This is a genomic window from Burkholderia sp. BCC0405, assembly GCF_902833075.1.
In the GTDB taxonomy this organism is placed as follows: Bacteria; Pseudomonadota; Gammaproteobacteria; order Burkholderiales; family Burkholderiaceae; genus Burkholderia.
On sequence record NZ_CADFEO010000025.1, the window covers coordinates 37228 to 51077 of the forward strand.

13 protein-coding genes are annotated in these 13850 nt (G+C 65.1%); 10 read left to right on the forward strand and 3 right to left on the reverse strand.

All coding sequences use genetic code 11. From position 1 onward, the window contains the following. Nucleotides 1-48 precede the first annotated feature (48 nt). Together HWX36_RS31100 and HWX36_RS31105 are read left to right on the forward strand one after the other, a co-directional pair. Complete coding sequence (locus HWX36_RS31100; RefSeq protein WP_175957664.1) at nt 49-393, forward strand: hypothetical protein; 345 nt, start codon at nt 49-51, stop codon at nt 391-393. 287 nt (nt 394-680) lie between these two features. Beyond that, the gene (locus HWX36_RS31105; protein WP_175957665.1) at nt 681-998 is read left to right on the forward strand and encodes a hypothetical protein; all 318 of its coding nucleotides are present in this window, start codon (nt 681-683) and stop codon (nt 996-998) included. Between the two features lie 86 nt (nt 999-1084). On the opposite strand, the gene icmH is transcribed toward HWX36_RS31105, so the two are convergent. From icmH to tssJ, 3 genes are all read right to left on the reverse strand, one after another. After that, the gene (icmH, locus tag HWX36_RS31110; RefSeq protein WP_175957666.1) at nt 1085-1867 is read right to left on the reverse strand and encodes a type IVB secretion system protein IcmH/DotU; all 783 of its coding nucleotides are present in this window, start codon (nt 1865-1867) and stop codon (nt 1085-1087) included. After that, entirely contained in the window at nt 1864-3210 is a 1347-nt protein-coding gene (gene tssK / locus HWX36_RS31115; RefSeq protein ID WP_175957667.1) for a type VI secretion system baseplate subunit TssK, read from the reverse strand. Before tssK ends, icmH begins: the two co-directional genes overlap by 4 nt. A 103-nt stretch (nt 3211-3313) precedes the next feature. After that, nucleotides 3314-3925 carry a type VI secretion system lipoprotein TssJ gene (tssJ, locus tag HWX36_RS31120; RefSeq protein ID WP_011350757.1) on the reverse strand — a complete coding sequence of 204 codons (612 nt, stop codon included), beginning with the start codon at nt 3923-3925 and terminating at the stop codon, nt 3314-3316. Between the two features lie 374 nt (nt 3926-4299). On the opposite strand from tssJ, the gene HWX36_RS31125 reads away from it, so the two are divergent. The 8 genes from HWX36_RS31125 to tssH all read left to right on the forward strand — a co-directional run bounded on the left by HWX36_RS31125 (nt 4300) and on the right by tssH (nt 13813). Then, complete coding sequence (locus tag HWX36_RS31125; protein WP_175957668.1) at nt 4300-4926, forward strand: tetratricopeptide repeat protein; 627 nt, start codon at nt 4300-4302, stop codon at nt 4924-4926. A gap of 45 nt (nt 4927-4971) precedes the next feature. Next, nucleotides 4972-5487, forward strand: a complete 516-nt coding sequence (gene tssB / locus HWX36_RS31130) for a type VI secretion system contractile sheath small subunit (RefSeq protein WP_006484395.1) — start codon at nt 4972-4974, stop codon at nt 5485-5487. Between the two features lie 15 nt (nt 5488-5502). Next, nucleotides 5503-6993, forward strand: coding sequence for a type VI secretion system contractile sheath large subunit (gene tssC, locus HWX36_RS31135; RefSeq protein WP_011350759.1), 1491 nt, complete (start codon nt 5503-5505; stop codon nt 6991-6993). Nucleotides 6994-7063: 70 nt separating this feature from the next. Continuing rightward, entirely contained in the window at nt 7064-7567 is a 504-nt protein-coding gene (locus HWX36_RS31140) for a type VI secretion system tube protein Hcp (protein ID WP_006477093.1), read from the forward strand. 62 nt (nt 7568-7629) lie between these two features. Beyond that, the gene (tssE, locus tag HWX36_RS31145; RefSeq protein ID WP_006477092.1) at nt 7630-8115 is read left to right on the forward strand and encodes a type VI secretion system baseplate subunit TssE; all 486 of its coding nucleotides are present in this window, start codon (nt 7630-7632) and stop codon (nt 8113-8115) included. A gap of 76 nt (nt 8116-8191) precedes the next feature. Then, nucleotides 8192-10027, forward strand: a complete 1836-nt coding sequence (tssF, locus tag HWX36_RS31150; protein WP_175957669.1) for a type VI secretion system baseplate subunit TssF — start codon at nt 8192-8194, stop codon at nt 10025-10027. Then, a complete protein-coding gene (gene tssG / locus HWX36_RS31155; RefSeq protein ID WP_175957670.1) occupies nt 9991-11091 on the forward strand; it encodes a type VI secretion system baseplate subunit TssG in 1101 nt (366 codons plus the stop codon). Before tssF ends, tssG begins: the two co-directional genes overlap by 37 nt. Nucleotides 11092-11134: 43 nt before the next feature. Beyond that, nucleotides 11135-13813, forward strand: coding sequence for a type VI secretion system ATPase TssH (tssH, locus tag HWX36_RS31160; protein WP_175957671.1), 2679 nt, complete (start codon nt 11135-11137; stop codon nt 13811-13813). Nucleotides 13814-13850 lie beyond the last annotated feature (37 nt).

Below are 13850 nucleotides of genomic sequence, written 5' to 3' on the forward strand. Positions count from 1 at the left end.
TCGATCTGGTCAGGGATTCGACATGAGCGGATCGAGGCAATCCCGATCATGACGACGGTTCACTACCATTCACTTGCCGCTGCGTTTCAGGCGCACCCGGTCCGGATCGCGGACTTGGGATACATGCATTGCCGAGAGGCTGACCTCGCTGCGTCCGGCGTGGTGTTCTTCGATGATGTCGAGGATCCCGGATCCTGCCGGCGCGCTGCATTTACCGGGCGGGCTGGCAATCTGATCGTATTGACCATCGACATTGCATCGATGCGAGACGTGGTGCTGTTCGCGTCCGACAGTCGCATCGACACGAACCGGATGTGGCGTGACGCGCTGCCCGATGAATGCTCGGGCTGGATCGACGCATGCGATATCGTGTATTTCGGGAAACCGACTTAGCAGCTTGAATGCGCCGGAATTCGGCCTGTTGCATGGAATGTGCGCAACGTCGGTCAGGCACCGAAAAAATGGATGCCGGATTCGTTGCGAAGGTCGTGACTTGGACGTTCGAAGACGGCGCGCATATCGTTGGCCTTGCAGACCACGACCCGCCATCCGGTAACAAGCAGATTGACCTGCGACGGCAACTGTCCAATCGTGCTGCCGTGGAATTGGCATAATCACGCGCGGCCGCCGCGATCATGCGGCAGTCGTGCTGCATTCACTTCGATACAACCGCAATACCCATGTCGACCACCCTCGCGACCGCCGTGTCGCTGAAACACATTCTTGAACGCCCAGGCGATTTCTCCGGTTGGCTCTACCTACCTGCGATGCCATGGACGCTCGACACGGAGGGTGCATTCTCCGAAGACACCAAAGACGCTGAAGATGAAGCAGTGCCCGCCATTGCCCGGCAGCCCGGCTGGCAAGTGACGCTGGACAGCGCGACGATCGAGGACATCGTGATCAACGCGCACGACCAGGTCGATGAACCGAGCGTGGCGCAGTTGTTCGACGCGTTCGTGTTCTACGTCGAAAACGATGCGTTCATCCTGTTCTGACGTCACGCAGCGAGCACGCCACAAACAAAAAAGGACCGCCAAGCGGTCCTTTTCTCATCGGGCGTTGCCCAAACAACCAGCACCCCTCAAGGCAACGAAATCGTCAAATTAGCCGACTCCGGCCCGACCTTGATCACCTGCGAATAAGGCGCCAGCGCCTGCAGCGTCTTGTCCTTCAGATACGTGTTGAGCCCGAGATACCCGAGCAGCGCGACCAGCGCGAACACGGCCCCGATCGCCCAAACCGGCACTTCGCGCTTGAGTCGGTGCGCGATCTGATCCGGCAACGGCCAATGCGGCGCGAACGGCGCCCGCTTGCCCTTCATATGCGCGATCTCGTCCCCCAGCCGCGCGGTAAGGTAAGCCAGCTTCTCCGGCCCTTCGAGCAGATACTTGCCCTGGAACCCGAGCAGCAGGCACATGTGAAACACCTCGAGCGACTGCAGCCGCGCCGCGCCCTGCGCGCGGCAGTCCTCGAGATACTGGAAGAACTTCTCGCCCGCGAGCTGCTCGCCGAACAGCACGAGCTGCAGCGGCCGGCGTTCCCAGTCCGTGCGGATCTTGAACTGCGACGACAGCACCGTCTCGTCGATCGCCGCGCAGAACGCGAACTTCGCGCCGTACACGTCTTCAGCCGCGATATTCAGCTTCTTCGCGCCGCGCTCGAAATCCGACAGGAACTCCTGGATCCGCGTGCTGAACTCGCCCGCGCTTTCCGGCTCCCGCCCGTTCTTGAGCAGGAACAGCATGAAGAACCCGTCGTACAGCAGGTCGAGCAGCGAACGGGCCTGGAACGAGGCGTCCGTCGACGCCGGGGTATGCAGGGGGGCCGGCGCGTTGTCGCCGAACAGGGAAGGCGCGTAGCTCATGATGTGACCGCGATCAGTTCGAATTTCAGGTCATTGATGCCAGTCGGCGCATAGATCATCGCGGACTGGGCCTGCAGCATGCGCTCGTACAGCGGGCTACGCGAATCGAGCGCGAAGTAGCATGCGCCGGGGCGGACCGGAATCGCGGGCGGCACCTGCGGCGTGTACGAGAGCCGCACGCCGGGCATCGCCGACAGCACGAGCTTGTCGACGTCGTCGGGCGCGCCGACCTTGAAGCGGGCCGGCACCGCGTCGACGAGCTCGACGCTCGGCATGTCCGCGGACACGGCCAGGTAGAACTCGGTCTTGTCGTCGATCTTGCCGGAATCGAGGCGGCCGAGGTGGAACGACGGGCGCACCTCGTCCAGCGTGATCGCGAAGTAGCGCGTCGAGATCACGGTGTCGAGCAGCTCGCGCAGCATCAGGTCGAGACGGGCAAAGCTCGGGCCCGGATCGTCGTGGCGGTACACCGGCAGGTCGGCGAGCGAGTAGCCCTTCGAGAACGTCATCAGCTGGCCCGCGAGGCGCAGCAGTTCCTGGAACAGCCGCTCCGGATGCAGCGCGGAGTGCTGGTGCAGGTGCGCGAGCGTCGCGAACGCGGCGTTCGCGGTGTGCAGCAGCCAGAACGACGCGATGTCGCCCGAGCGGAACTCGATGATGTTCTTCGACGGCTCGCGGTGGAAGCCGTACAGCGCGTTCACTTTCGCCTGCAGCGCGTCGACGAGCTGGCGCAGCCGCTGGTGCAGGATCGGCGACGCGTCGATCGCGAGGCACGGCGGCACGAAGCTGTCGTCGAGCTCGAAACCGGACGTCGCGGTGCGGCGCACGCGCACGAGCGGCACCGACAGCAGCTGGTCGCGCGGCTCGCTGTGTGCGATCAGCTTGACCTGCGTCTTCAGGAACGTGATGTCGGCTTCGGCCGCGTCGGTGAAGTTGTCGCCGACGCTCGTCTGCTCGCTGACGAAACGCGTCATGAAGCCGGCGGACGGATCGTCGCTGTAGTTGGTGCCGTTCTCGCGCAGCGGGTGCAGCGCGAGATAGAACACGAATTCGTTGATGCCGTCAGGCAGCGTGTCCAGCGCGATCGGCGGCGGCAGGTCGTCGGCCTGCGGCGCGGCATACAGCGCGCCGTCCGGGAACACGAGCGCGAGCTCGGCCACCCGCAGCACGTTGCTGCCGAGCGCATCGCGGTCGATGCGCACCGAGCGCACGCCCCAGTTGTACGGCTGGATCGCCTGGATCGATTCGAACAGGCGCGCTTCGTGGTACGCGTCCTGTCGCTGAAAGTGTTGAGGCCGGAGGAACAGCCCTTCCCCCCACAGCACCTTGGCCGAATAACTCATGTCAAATCCGGTTAATGTCGCGTTGCGATGTAATCGATTTGTTCGTGCCCGAATTAAATCGCCAATTGTTAACTCTTGTTAATTGACATTCGTGCGTCATTGTTTAACCGCAGGAGACCGAAGAAAGCAAATTCAGCGGTTGCGAAGGCGCACCCTGTTGCGGTGCGATGACAGTGCCGTCGGTGACCGTCATCGCGCAATTATGCAGGCCGATGATTATGCCGGATTTCTCCGACTTCACCGGGTCGAACGTCAGTTTCCATCGTTGCAGTGCGGGATCGCGGAACAGCGCGACGATGCCGAATGCCTGCGCTTCGCGCGAAACCTTCTCGGTCGCCGTATAGCGCTGGCCCGGAATCAGCGTGATTTCGCGCACGTTCAGCAAATCCGCGCCCAGCGCGGCCTTTTCCTTGGTCGGATCCGTAAATGCGTCGAACGGCGCCTGCTGGAACGATGTCGGGTCTTTCAGCGTATAGAGCCGCACGACGAGCGCGAGCGGTTTGTTGTCGGTCGCGGCGTTCAGGTTCGGCGCGGCGGCGAGCGTGATGCCGAGGTTGCGCGGCGGCTTCTGCGCGTCGGGCACCTCGGGCTTGCCGATACCGGCCGCGGACATCACGGCGCTCGCGGCCGAGCCGAGCAGCGGGGCGGCCGCGCATCCGGCCAGGAGCGCGCAGGCAACCAGCGGCAGCGCGTAGCGAATCATCAACGATCTCATCGTATATCCGGCGTGCGGCCTTTATCCCTGTCAAATCTGCCGGGTATTTCCGCGTTCGCTGCGTATCCCCGGCATTGCACTGTTCAATTATTAAGCACGCCCGCATCGTGGCAGGCGCCAGGAAAATTTTGCCGCCACCCCGGCGGCGCGTCGCGGAACCAGTAAAACTTGCCCATTTCCGGCCGAACGAAAAATCGCTGCGAGCCCGCCGCGATAGGCCATTGGAGGGGGTAGCGCCCGGTTTTAAAAGGAATTACTCTTCACACGACGATTGAATTATGAAAAATTGATCGGTACTATACCCGCGCGCTTCTTGCAAAGCAAAAGAACCAGATTCTCAACGATTTAAAACTCACGCGCCGGTGGATATAACGATGAAAGACCGTCTCTTCGCAAAACTGTCTGGGGTAGTAGTGGCTTGCGGCGTGATCGCCGGTTGCGCGAGCCAGCCTCCCGCACCGCCGACTGCCGAGGTGTTCAACAAGTCGCTGGCGGATGCGGACGCAGTTGCGAAGGCGGGGGACCAGGACAAGGCCCTCGGCCTGTATCAGCAGCTCGCGAAGTCGGATCCGACGCGCGAGGAGCCGTGGTCGCGCATCGCGCAAATCCAGTTCGCGCAGAACCACTACGGTCAGGCAATCGTTGCCGCGCAGGAAGCCCTGCAGCGCGACGCGACCGACCGTCAGGCGAAGAGCGTGCTGGCCGTGGCCGGCCTGCGGATCGCAACGCAGTCGCTTGGCGAGCTGCGTCAGGATTCCTCGCTCGCGGGTGACGCGAAGTCCGACGCACAGGCGCTCGCGAAGCAGCTGCGCGATACGCTGGGCGAATCGGCGCTGTTCCCGCCGGAGCAGAAGACGCCACCGAAGAGGTATGTCGGCCGCCGTCCGGTTCATCGTCCGAAGGTCGCGGCCGCACCGGCGGCCGAGGCGGCTGCGACTACCGCACCGACGCCGCCGGCGTCGAAGGGCAGCGCGGATCCGTTCGGCGCACTGCGCAACTGACCGCAAACTGACGCGATAACCACAACTAACCTGGGAGCCGTCGAGATGGCCAAGAAAGAAAGCATTCAGAAAAGCTTGCAGAAAATACGGCCGCCGCGCGTCCAACTGACCTACGAGGTCGAGAAGGGCGACGCGATCGAGGTGAAGGAACTGCCGTTCGTCGTCGGGGTCGTCGGCGATCTGGCGGGCCAGTCCGAAATCGAGCAGCCGAAGCTGCGCGACCGTAAGTTCGTCAACATCGATCGCGACAATTTCGACGACGTGATGAAGGCGATCGAACCGCGTGCCGCGTTCCAGGTGGAAAACCGCCTGAGCCCGGAAGGCGGCAAGTTCGCGGTCGACCTGAAGTTCCGTTCGCTGTCGGATTTCAGCCCGGACGAAGTCGTCGAACAGGTCGAGCCGCTGCGCCGCCTGCTCGAGGCGCGCTCGAAGCTTGCCGACCTGCGCAACAAGCTCGCCGGCAACGACAAGCTCGAGGATCTGCTGTCCGAGGTGCTGAAGAACACGCAGCAGCTGCAGGAGCTCGCGAAGGGCACGGGCGGCGACAAAGACGGCGAATGACGACGGAGTGTTGAGATGAACCAGCAAACGGCTGCGGCCCAAGCGAGCGGCGCGGATTACGCCGCCGGGACTTCGCTGCTCGACGACATCGTCGAGAAGAGCAAGGTCGCGAAATCCGATTCCGAGCACGCGCGTGCGAAGGACCTGATCGGCGAACTCGTGCACCAGGTGCTCGACGGCACGGTGATCGTGTCGGACAACCTGTCGGCCACGATCGACGCGCGCGTCGCGGAACTCGACCGCCTGATTTCCACGCAGCTTTCCGCGGTGATGCACGCGCCGGAATTCCAGCGCCTCGAAAGCACGTGGCGCGGGATGGATTACCTGGTCAAGGAAAGCAACACCGGCCAGACGATCAAGATCAAGGCGCTGCACGCACCGAAGCGCGACCTCGTGCGCGACTTCAAGGGCGCGAGCGAGTTCGACCAGAGCGCGCTGTTCAAGAAGGTCTACGAAGAAGAGTTCGGCACGTTCGGCGGCTCGCCGTTCGGTGCGCTGATCGGCGATTACGAGATCTCGCGCCAGCCGGAAGACATGTACTTCATCGAGCAGATGTCGCACGTCGCGGCGGCCGCGCATGCGCCGTTCATCGCGTCGGCGTCGCCCGAGCTGCTCGGCCTCGAGTCGTTCTCCGACCTCGGCAAGCCGCGCGACCTCGGCAAGGTGTTCGATACGGTCGAATATGCGAAGTGGAAGTCGTTCCGCGACGCCGAAGATTCGCGCTACGTCGGCCTGACGCTGCCGCGCTTCCTCGGCCGCCTGCCGTTCAATCCGAAGGACGGCCAGACCGCGGAGAACTTCAACTTCGTCGAGGACGTCGACGGCACCGACCACGACAAGTACCTGTGGTGCAACGCCGCGTGGGCGTTCGCCGCGCGCCTGACGGCCGCATTCGACGACTTCGGCTGGTGTGCGGCGATCCGCGGCGTCGAAGGCGGCGGCCTCGTCGAGGATCTGCCGACCCACACGTTCAAGACCGACGACGGTGAAGTCGCGCTGAAGTGCCCGACCGAAATCGCGATCACGGATCGTCGCGAAAAGGAGCTGAGCGACCTCGGCTTCATCCCGCTCGTCCATTGCAAGAATTCAGATTACGCCGCGTTCTTCGCTGCGCAGTCGGTGCAGAAACCCAAGAAATACAGTACCGACAGCGCGAATGCGAACGCCGTCCTGTCTGCCCAGCTTCAGTACATCTTCTCGGTATCGCGCGTTGCGCACTACCTGAAGGCGATGATGCGGGACAAGATCGGCAGCTTCGCATCGGCGCAGAACGTGGAGACTTTCCTCAACCGGTGGATTTCGCAGTACGTCCTGCTCGACGACAACGCCTCGCAGGAACAGAAAGCGCAATTTCCGCTGCGCGAGGCATCCATACAAGTGTCGGAGATTCCGGGCAAGCCGGGCTCGTATCGTTCGGTCGCGTTCCTGCGCCCGCATTTTCAGCTCGACGAACTCTCGATTTCTCTGCGACTTGTCGCTGATCTGCCCAAACCGGCAAATTCATAAGCGAGTAGATCGCCCGGGCGGGCCGCCTGGGTAGGACGTTAAAACCACCTCTTTGGGGAGTCGAAGGGCCATGTTACATATGCACTTGCAGTTTGGTAGTCCCGCGGTGAAGGGCGAGTCCGCGGACAAGGACCACCAGGGCTGGATCGAACTGAAATCATGGGATCACTCGATCGTTCAGCCGCGTTCGGCAACCGCATCGACCGCTGGCGGTCACACGATGACGCGTTGCGAGCACGGCGACATGATTTTCACGAAGGAAATCGATTCGTCGAGCCCGCTGCTGTACCAACACGCTTCGGGCGGCACCACGTTCGACGAGGTGACGGTCCATTTCTCGCGCGCTGACGGTGAAGGCAAGCGCGTGCAGTATCTGGAAGTCAAGCTCAAGTACGTGATCATCTCGAGCATCGCCCCGAGCGTTCGCGAAGAAGGTCTGCCGCTCGAGACGTTCTCGCTGAAGTACGCAGCTGTGCAGTGGAAGCAAACCCAGCAGAAGATCGGCGGCAACCAGGGCGGCAACACGCAAGGCGCCTGGAGTCTGACGAAGAACGACAAGACCTACGCGGTCTAAGGTCGGTTGCGGCAACGGGGCGCACGGCGTCCCGTTGTCGTTTTCGCAGTTTTCGCCGGCCGATGAAACGATTCGAACCCAGTTTTCTCGACAAGCTGTTCGACGACGAACCGCACCTGCCGGCCTCGGCAGCGATGCGGCAATTGTCGCTGGACGAGCTCAAGAACACGGTCGCCCGCGACGTCGAGGCGATCCTCAACACCCGTATCGCGCACACCGAGAACGAGCTGGCCGCGCTGCCGGAATGCCAGAAGTCGGTGCTGACCTACGGGCTGAACGATTTCGCGGGGCTGAGCCTCGCGAGTCACTACGACCGCGCGTTCATCTGCAAGTCGATCCAGCAGGCGATCGCGCGTCATGAGCCGCGCCTGCAGCAGGTTCAGGTGACGTTCGAACTGAACGAGCAGGCGACCAACGCGCTCTACTTCGCGATCCAGGCGCTGCTCGTCGTGCACCCGGCCGAAGAGCCGGTGAGTTTCGACGCGATGCTGCAGCCGTCGACGCTCCAGTATTCGGTCACGCGCGCACGCGCGGCCAGAATGCAGTAAATCAAGCCGCCGAGCGGGCCGGACCGCCCGGTGGTGGACCAGGTCCGGCAGGAAATATTGAGGTTCGGGGTCGTCGATGGAAGAATTGCTGCCGTATTACGAGCGCGAATTATCGTTTTTGCGGCGCTATTCGCGAGATTTCGCCGAACGCTATCCGAAGATCGCGGCGCGGCTCGCGCTGTCCGGCGAGCATTGCGAGGATCCGCACGTCGAGCGGATGATCGAGTCGTTCGCGCTGCTTGGCGCACGCATCAACAAGAAGCTCGACGACGATTACCCCGAATTCACCGAAGCGCTGCTGGAAGTGCTGTATCCGCACTACCTGCGGCCGTTCCCGTCGTGCTCGATCGCGCAGTTCACGCCGGCGTCACCCGGCCAGCAGACCGAGCCGGTCGTGATCGATCGCGGCACCGAGCTGAAGAGCCGCCCGATCCGCGGCGTGCAGTGCCGGTTCCGCACCGCCTATGACGTGACGCTCGCGCCGATTCGCATCTCGGAAGCGCGCTACACGCCGGTTGCGCTCGCGCCGAGCGCGACCGTGCTGCCGTCCAATGCGACCGGCGTGATCTCGATCACGTTCGAATCGCTCGCCGCGCAGCTCGATCTCGGTGCGCTGAAGCTGCCGACGCTGCGCGCGCACCTGCACGGCGAGCAGTCGTTCGTCGCCGCGCTGACCGACTGCCTGTTCGTCAACGTGCTCGGCGCGTATGTCGAGCCCGAGCGCAACGGCCGCTGGACGGCGCTGCGCAAGCTGCCGATCGCGCATGCCGGCTTCGACGAGGACGACGCGCTGATCGACTACCCGGCGAAATCGCATCCCGCGTATCGCCTGCTCACCGAATACTTCGCATTCCCCGACAAGTTCGATTTCGTCGACTTCGACATCGCGGCGATCGCGCGCGCGAGCGGCCGCTGCCAGCGCGCGACGCTGCATCTCGTGCTGCAGGACGTGCGCAGCGATTCGCACGTCGCGCGGCTGCTCGAACTGCTGTCGGCGAGCCACTTCCGGCTGTTCTGCACGCCGATCGTCAACCTGTTCCGCCAGCATGGCGAGCCGATCCGCATCACGCACCGCGCGGTGTCCTACCCGGTGATCGCCGAGGCGCGGCGCGCGTTCGCGTACGAGGTGTATTCGATCGATTCGGTGAAGCTCGTCAGGCAGCAGGCGCACGAGGAATCGGTGATCGAGTTCCGGCCGTTCTATTCGCTGCATCACGGCGAATCGGCGCGGATCGGCCATTACTGGTTCGCGCGCCGCAACGACTGGGTCGCGCAGAAGAGCCCCGGCTACGAAACCGAGATCTCGATCGTCGACATCGATTTCGAGCCGACCTCGCCGCAGACCGACACGCTGAGCCTCGACCTCACCTGCACGAACCGCGACCTGCCGTCGATGCTCGCGTTCGGGCTCGAAGGCGGCGACCTGTTCCAGGAAGGCGGCGCGCAGACGAGCGGCATTTCGCTGCTGCGCCGCCCGACGCAGAGCGTGCGCTTCGAGCGCGGCCGCGCCGCGCACTGGCGGCTCGTGTCGCACCTCGCGCTCAATCACGTGTCGCTGGTCGCGCACGGCCTCGCGCCGCTGAAGGAAATGCTGACGCTGTACGACCTGCGGCGTACCGCCGTGTCGATGCGCCAGATCGACGGCCTCGCCGGCGTCGAGCAGCGCGGCGCCGTGCAGTGGCTGCCCGGCAAGCCGTTCGCCACCTTCGTGCGCGGCATCGAGATCCGCCTGACGATCGACGAGGAACACTTCGTCGGCGCGAGCCTGGCCTCGTTCGTGCGCGTGCTCGACAGCTTCTTCGGGCTGTACGTGCACCTCAACAGTTTCGTTCAACTAGTCGTGGTGTCGAAGCGCACCGGCGAGGAGATCATCCGATGCAAGCCCCGAACCGGCGAATCGATCCTGGCGTAGTCGACGCGCTGCTCGACGAGCCGCACCGCTTCGAGTTCTTCCAGGCCGTGCGCGTGCTCGAAGGGCTGTTCGCGCGGCAGGCGTCGGATGCGCCCGGCGCGTGGCGGCAGGGCGACGTGGTCGCGCAGCGCATCGAATTCCGCAACACGCTGTCGCTCGGCTTTCCGCCGAGCGAGATCGAAGGCGCGCGCTCGTTCGACGGCGACGGCACGCAGCTCAAGACGGGCGAGGCGCGCGGCGCGGCGCTCGCGGCGGGCGAGCTCGGCCATGTCGAGCTGACGCCCGCGTTCTTCGGGCTGCTCGGCGGGCAGGGCGCGCTGCCGCTGCATTACACCGAGCAGATCGTTGCGCGCGAGCACCTGAAGCGCGACCATGCGGCGCGCGCATTCTTCGACGTGTTCTCGAACCGCGCGACCGCGCTGTTCTATGCCGCGTGGAAGAAATACCGGCTGCCGTTCCATTACGAGCTCGACCGCGACGAGCGCTATCTGCCGCTGCTGCTCGCGATCGCGGGCGTGCCGAGCGACGAGGTGCGCGACAGCCTTGCGGCCGGCGTGGGCGGCGTGCTCGACGAGGCCGTTGCCGGCTATGCGCTGGCCGCGCGCCACCGGCCGATGTCGGCTGCGTACCTGCAGCGCACGCTGTCCGACTATTTCCGCGTGCCGGTGAAGATCGACCAGTTCGTCGGCAAGTGGTACGACGTGCCGCCCGACCAACTGAGCGTGCTCGGCGAAGTCAACGCGGTGCTCGGCGCGACGGCGCTCGTCGGCGAACGCGTCTGGCAGCGCGACATGCGCGCGCGGATCGTCGTCGGCCCGCTGTCCAAGCGCGACTACGAGGCGTTCCTGCCCGGCGGCGCGCACGCCGTCGCGCTGGAGCGGATGCTGACGCTGCTCGCCGGCGTCACGCTCGAATACGAGGTGAAGCTCGTGCTCAAGCGCACCGAGGTTGGCGCGAGCGTGCTCGGCGCGGGCTCGCGGCTCGGCTGGGATGCGTTCCTGTGCACGCGCGACGCGCATGAGGACCGCACCGACGCCCGCTACGAACTGCACGTGATTCACTGATACCGAACGACAACAAACACGCAACGAACCTGAGATCGACGCCATGAGCACGCCTCTGAAGACCCTGATCACGAAACTGAACCCGCTGTGCCGTCACGCGACCGAGCGTGCGGCAAGCGCGTGCCTGGCGCGCGGCCATTACGAGGTCGATCTGGAGCACCTGTTCCTCGCGTTGCTCGAGGAGCCGGCGGGCGACCTGCCGCTCGCGCTGCGCGCAAGCCGCGTCGATCCGCATGCGCTGCGTGCCGATCTGGAGCGCGAGCTGACGCGCCTGAAGACGGGCAACACGCGCACGCCGGTGTTTTCCGTGCACCTGATCGCGCTGTTCGAGCAGGCGTGGCTGATCGCGTCGCTCGATTCGCAGCTCGGCCGCATCCGTTCCGGCCACCTGCTGCTCGCACTGCTGACCGCGCCGGATCTCGCGCAGTTCGCGCAGCGGATGTCGTCGCAGTTCGCGGAAGTGAACGTGACGGACCTGAAGCACAAGTTCGACGAGATCGTGGCCGGGTCGAGCGAGGCCGAGCCGCGCCAGGCCGATGCGGACGACAACGGCGTGACGCCGGCGGCTGACGGCGCGGCACCCGCGGCCGGCCCGTCGAAGACGCCCGCGCTCGACACGTACACGACCAACCTCACGCAGCGCGCACGCGACGGCAAGATCGACCCGGTGATCGGCCGCGAAGCCGAGATCCGCCAGGCGATCGACATCCTGATGCGCCGCCGCCAGAACAACCCGATCATGACCGGCGAGGCCGGCGTCGGCAAAACGGCGGTCGTCGAGGGCCTCGCGCTGCGCATCGCGGCCGACGACGTGCCGCCGCCGTTGCGCGGCGTCGCGCTGCACGTGCTCGACATGGGGCTGCTGCAGGCCGGCGCGAGCGTGAAGGGCGAGTTCGAGAATCGCCTGAAGAGCGTGATCGACGAGGTGAAGAAGAGCGCGCATCCGATCATCCTGTTCATCGACGAGGCGCACACGATCATCGGCGCGGGCGGCCAGGCCGGCCAGAACGACGCGGCGAACCTGCTGAAGCCGGCGCTCGCGCGCGGCGAGCTGCGCACGATCGCCGCGACGACGTGGAGCGAATACAAGAAGTATTTCGAGAAGGATGCGGCGCTCGCACGCCGCTTCCAGGTCGTGAAGGTCGAGGAGCCGGGCGAACCGCTCGCGGCCGCGATGCTGCGCGGGATGTCCGGCCTGATGGAGAAGCACTTCAACGTGCGGATCCTCGACGACGCGATCACCGAGGCCGTGCGCCTGTCGCACCGCTACATCAGCGGCCGCCAGCTGCCGGACAAGGCGATCAGCGTGCTCGACACCGCGTGCGCGAAGGTTGCGCTGGCGCACAGCGCGACGCCGGCGGCGATCGACGACACGAAAAAGCGCATCGAGCGGATCGACGCGGAAATCGCGTCGCTGGAGCGCGAGGCGGCCGGCGGCGCGTCGCACGACGAGCGGCTCGGCGAGCTGCGCGGCACGCGCGACACGGCGCTCGAGCAACTGGCGAAGGATGAAGCGCGCTACGAGTCCGAGCGCGCGATCGTCGCCGAGATCACCGCGTTGCGCGAAGCGCTCGACAAGGCACGCGGCCCGTCGGAAGACGGCCAGCCGGTCGACGTGCAGGCGACCCGCGACAAGCTCGCCGAGCGCGTCGCCGCGCTGCATGCGCTGCATGCGCTGCAGGGCGGCGAGCCGATGGTGCCGCTGCAGGTCGACGGCCACGTGGTGGCCGAGATCGTCGCCGCGTGGACGGGCATTCCGCTCGGCCGGATGGTGAAGGACGAGATCGACACCGTGCTGAACCTGCAGCCGCTGCTTGCCGCGCGCGTGATCGGCCAGGACCATGCGCTCGACGCGATCGCGCAGCGCGTGCGCACCGCGACCGCGAACCTCGAGGATCCGAACAAGCCGCGCGGCGTGTTCATGTTCGTCGGGCCGTCGGGCGTCGGCAAGACCGAGACGGCGCTCGCGCTGGCCGATATCCTGTACGGCGGCGAGCGCAAGATGGTCACGATCAACATGAGCGAGTACCAGGAGGCGCACAGCGTGTCGGGCCTGAAGGGCTCGCCGCCGGGCTACGTCGGCTACGGCGAAGGCGGCGTGCTGACCGAGGCCGTGCGCCGCAACCCGTATTCCGTCGTGCTGCTCGACGAGGTCGAGAAGGCGCACCCCGACGTGCTCGAGATGTTCTTCCAGGTGTTCGACAAGGGCGCGATGGACGACGCGGAAGGGCGCGAGATCGACTTCCGCAACACGCTGATCATCCTGACGTCGAACGTCGGCTCCGCCGCGGTGATGCAGGCGTGCCTGAACAAGCCGGCCGAGGAGCTGCCGGATCCGGACGCGCTCGCCGAGACGCTGCGCCCGCAGCTGTACAAGACCTTCAAGCCCGCGTTCCTCGGGCGGATGAAGGTCGTGCCGTACTACCCGATTTCCGACGACGTGCTGGCCGAGATCATCGAGCTGAAGCTCGAGCGGATCCGCCGCCGGATCGAGGCGAACCACAAGGCGGCGTTCGAATGGGACGAATCGCTCGTCGATGCGGTGCTCGCGCGCTGCACCGAGGTCGACTCGGGCGCTCGCAACGTCGACCACATTCTCAACGGCACGCTGCTGCCGGAGATCGCGGGCCACGTGCTTGGCCGGATCGCCGACGGCGAGGCCATCGCGCGCATCGCGGTGCGCGCGGACGAGGCCGGCGAATTCACGTACACCGTCGAATGAGCGCGGCCGTGCAACGCAAGCATTTGATGAACTGACC

What these genes read in the sequence shown, in the direction of transcription:
- HWX36_RS31105 (WP_175957665.1), top strand. Translation starts at nt 681, where the DNA reads ATGTCGACCACCCTCGCGACCGCCGTGTCGCTGAAACACATTCTTGAA.
- tssJ (WP_011350757.1), bottom strand. Translation starts at nt 3,925, where the DNA reads ATGAGATCGTTGATGATTCGCTACGCGCTGCCGCTGGTTGCCTGCGCG.
- tssF (WP_175957669.1), top strand. Translation starts at nt 8,192, where the DNA reads ATGGAAGAATTGCTGCCGTATTACGAGCGCGAATTATCGTTTTTGCGG.
- tssG (WP_175957670.1), top strand. Translation starts at nt 9,991, where the DNA reads ATGCAAGCCCCGAACCGGCGAATCGATCCTGGCGTAGTCGACGCGCTG.
- tssC (WP_011350759.1), top strand. Translation starts at nt 5,503, where the DNA reads ATGAACCAGCAAACGGCTGCGGCCCAAGCGAGCGGCGCGGATTACGCC.
- tssB (WP_006484395.1), top strand. Translation starts at nt 4,972, where the DNA reads ATGGCCAAGAAAGAAAGCATTCAGAAAAGCTTGCAGAAAATACGGCCG.
- tssE (WP_006477092.1), top strand. Translation starts at nt 7,630, where the DNA reads ATGAAACGATTCGAACCCAGTTTTCTCGACAAGCTGTTCGACGACGAA.
- HWX36_RS31140 (WP_006477093.1), top strand. Translation starts at nt 7,064, where the DNA reads ATGTTACATATGCACTTGCAGTTTGGTAGTCCCGCGGTGAAGGGCGAG.
- icmH (WP_175957666.1), bottom strand. Translation starts at nt 1,867, where the DNA reads ATGAGCTACGCGCCTTCCCTGTTCGGCGACAACGCGCCGGCCCCCCTG.
- HWX36_RS31125 (WP_175957668.1), top strand. Translation starts at nt 4,300, where the DNA reads ATGAAAGACCGTCTCTTCGCAAAACTGTCTGGGGTAGTAGTGGCTTGC.
- tssH (WP_175957671.1), top strand. Translation starts at nt 11,135, where the DNA reads ATGAGCACGCCTCTGAAGACCCTGATCACGAAACTGAACCCGCTGTGC.
- HWX36_RS31100 (WP_175957664.1), top strand. Translation starts at nt 49, where the DNA reads ATGACGACGGTTCACTACCATTCACTTGCCGCTGCGTTTCAGGCGCAC.
- tssK (WP_175957667.1), bottom strand. Translation starts at nt 3,210, where the DNA reads ATGAGTTATTCGGCCAAGGTGCTGTGGGGGGAAGGGCTGTTCCTCCGG.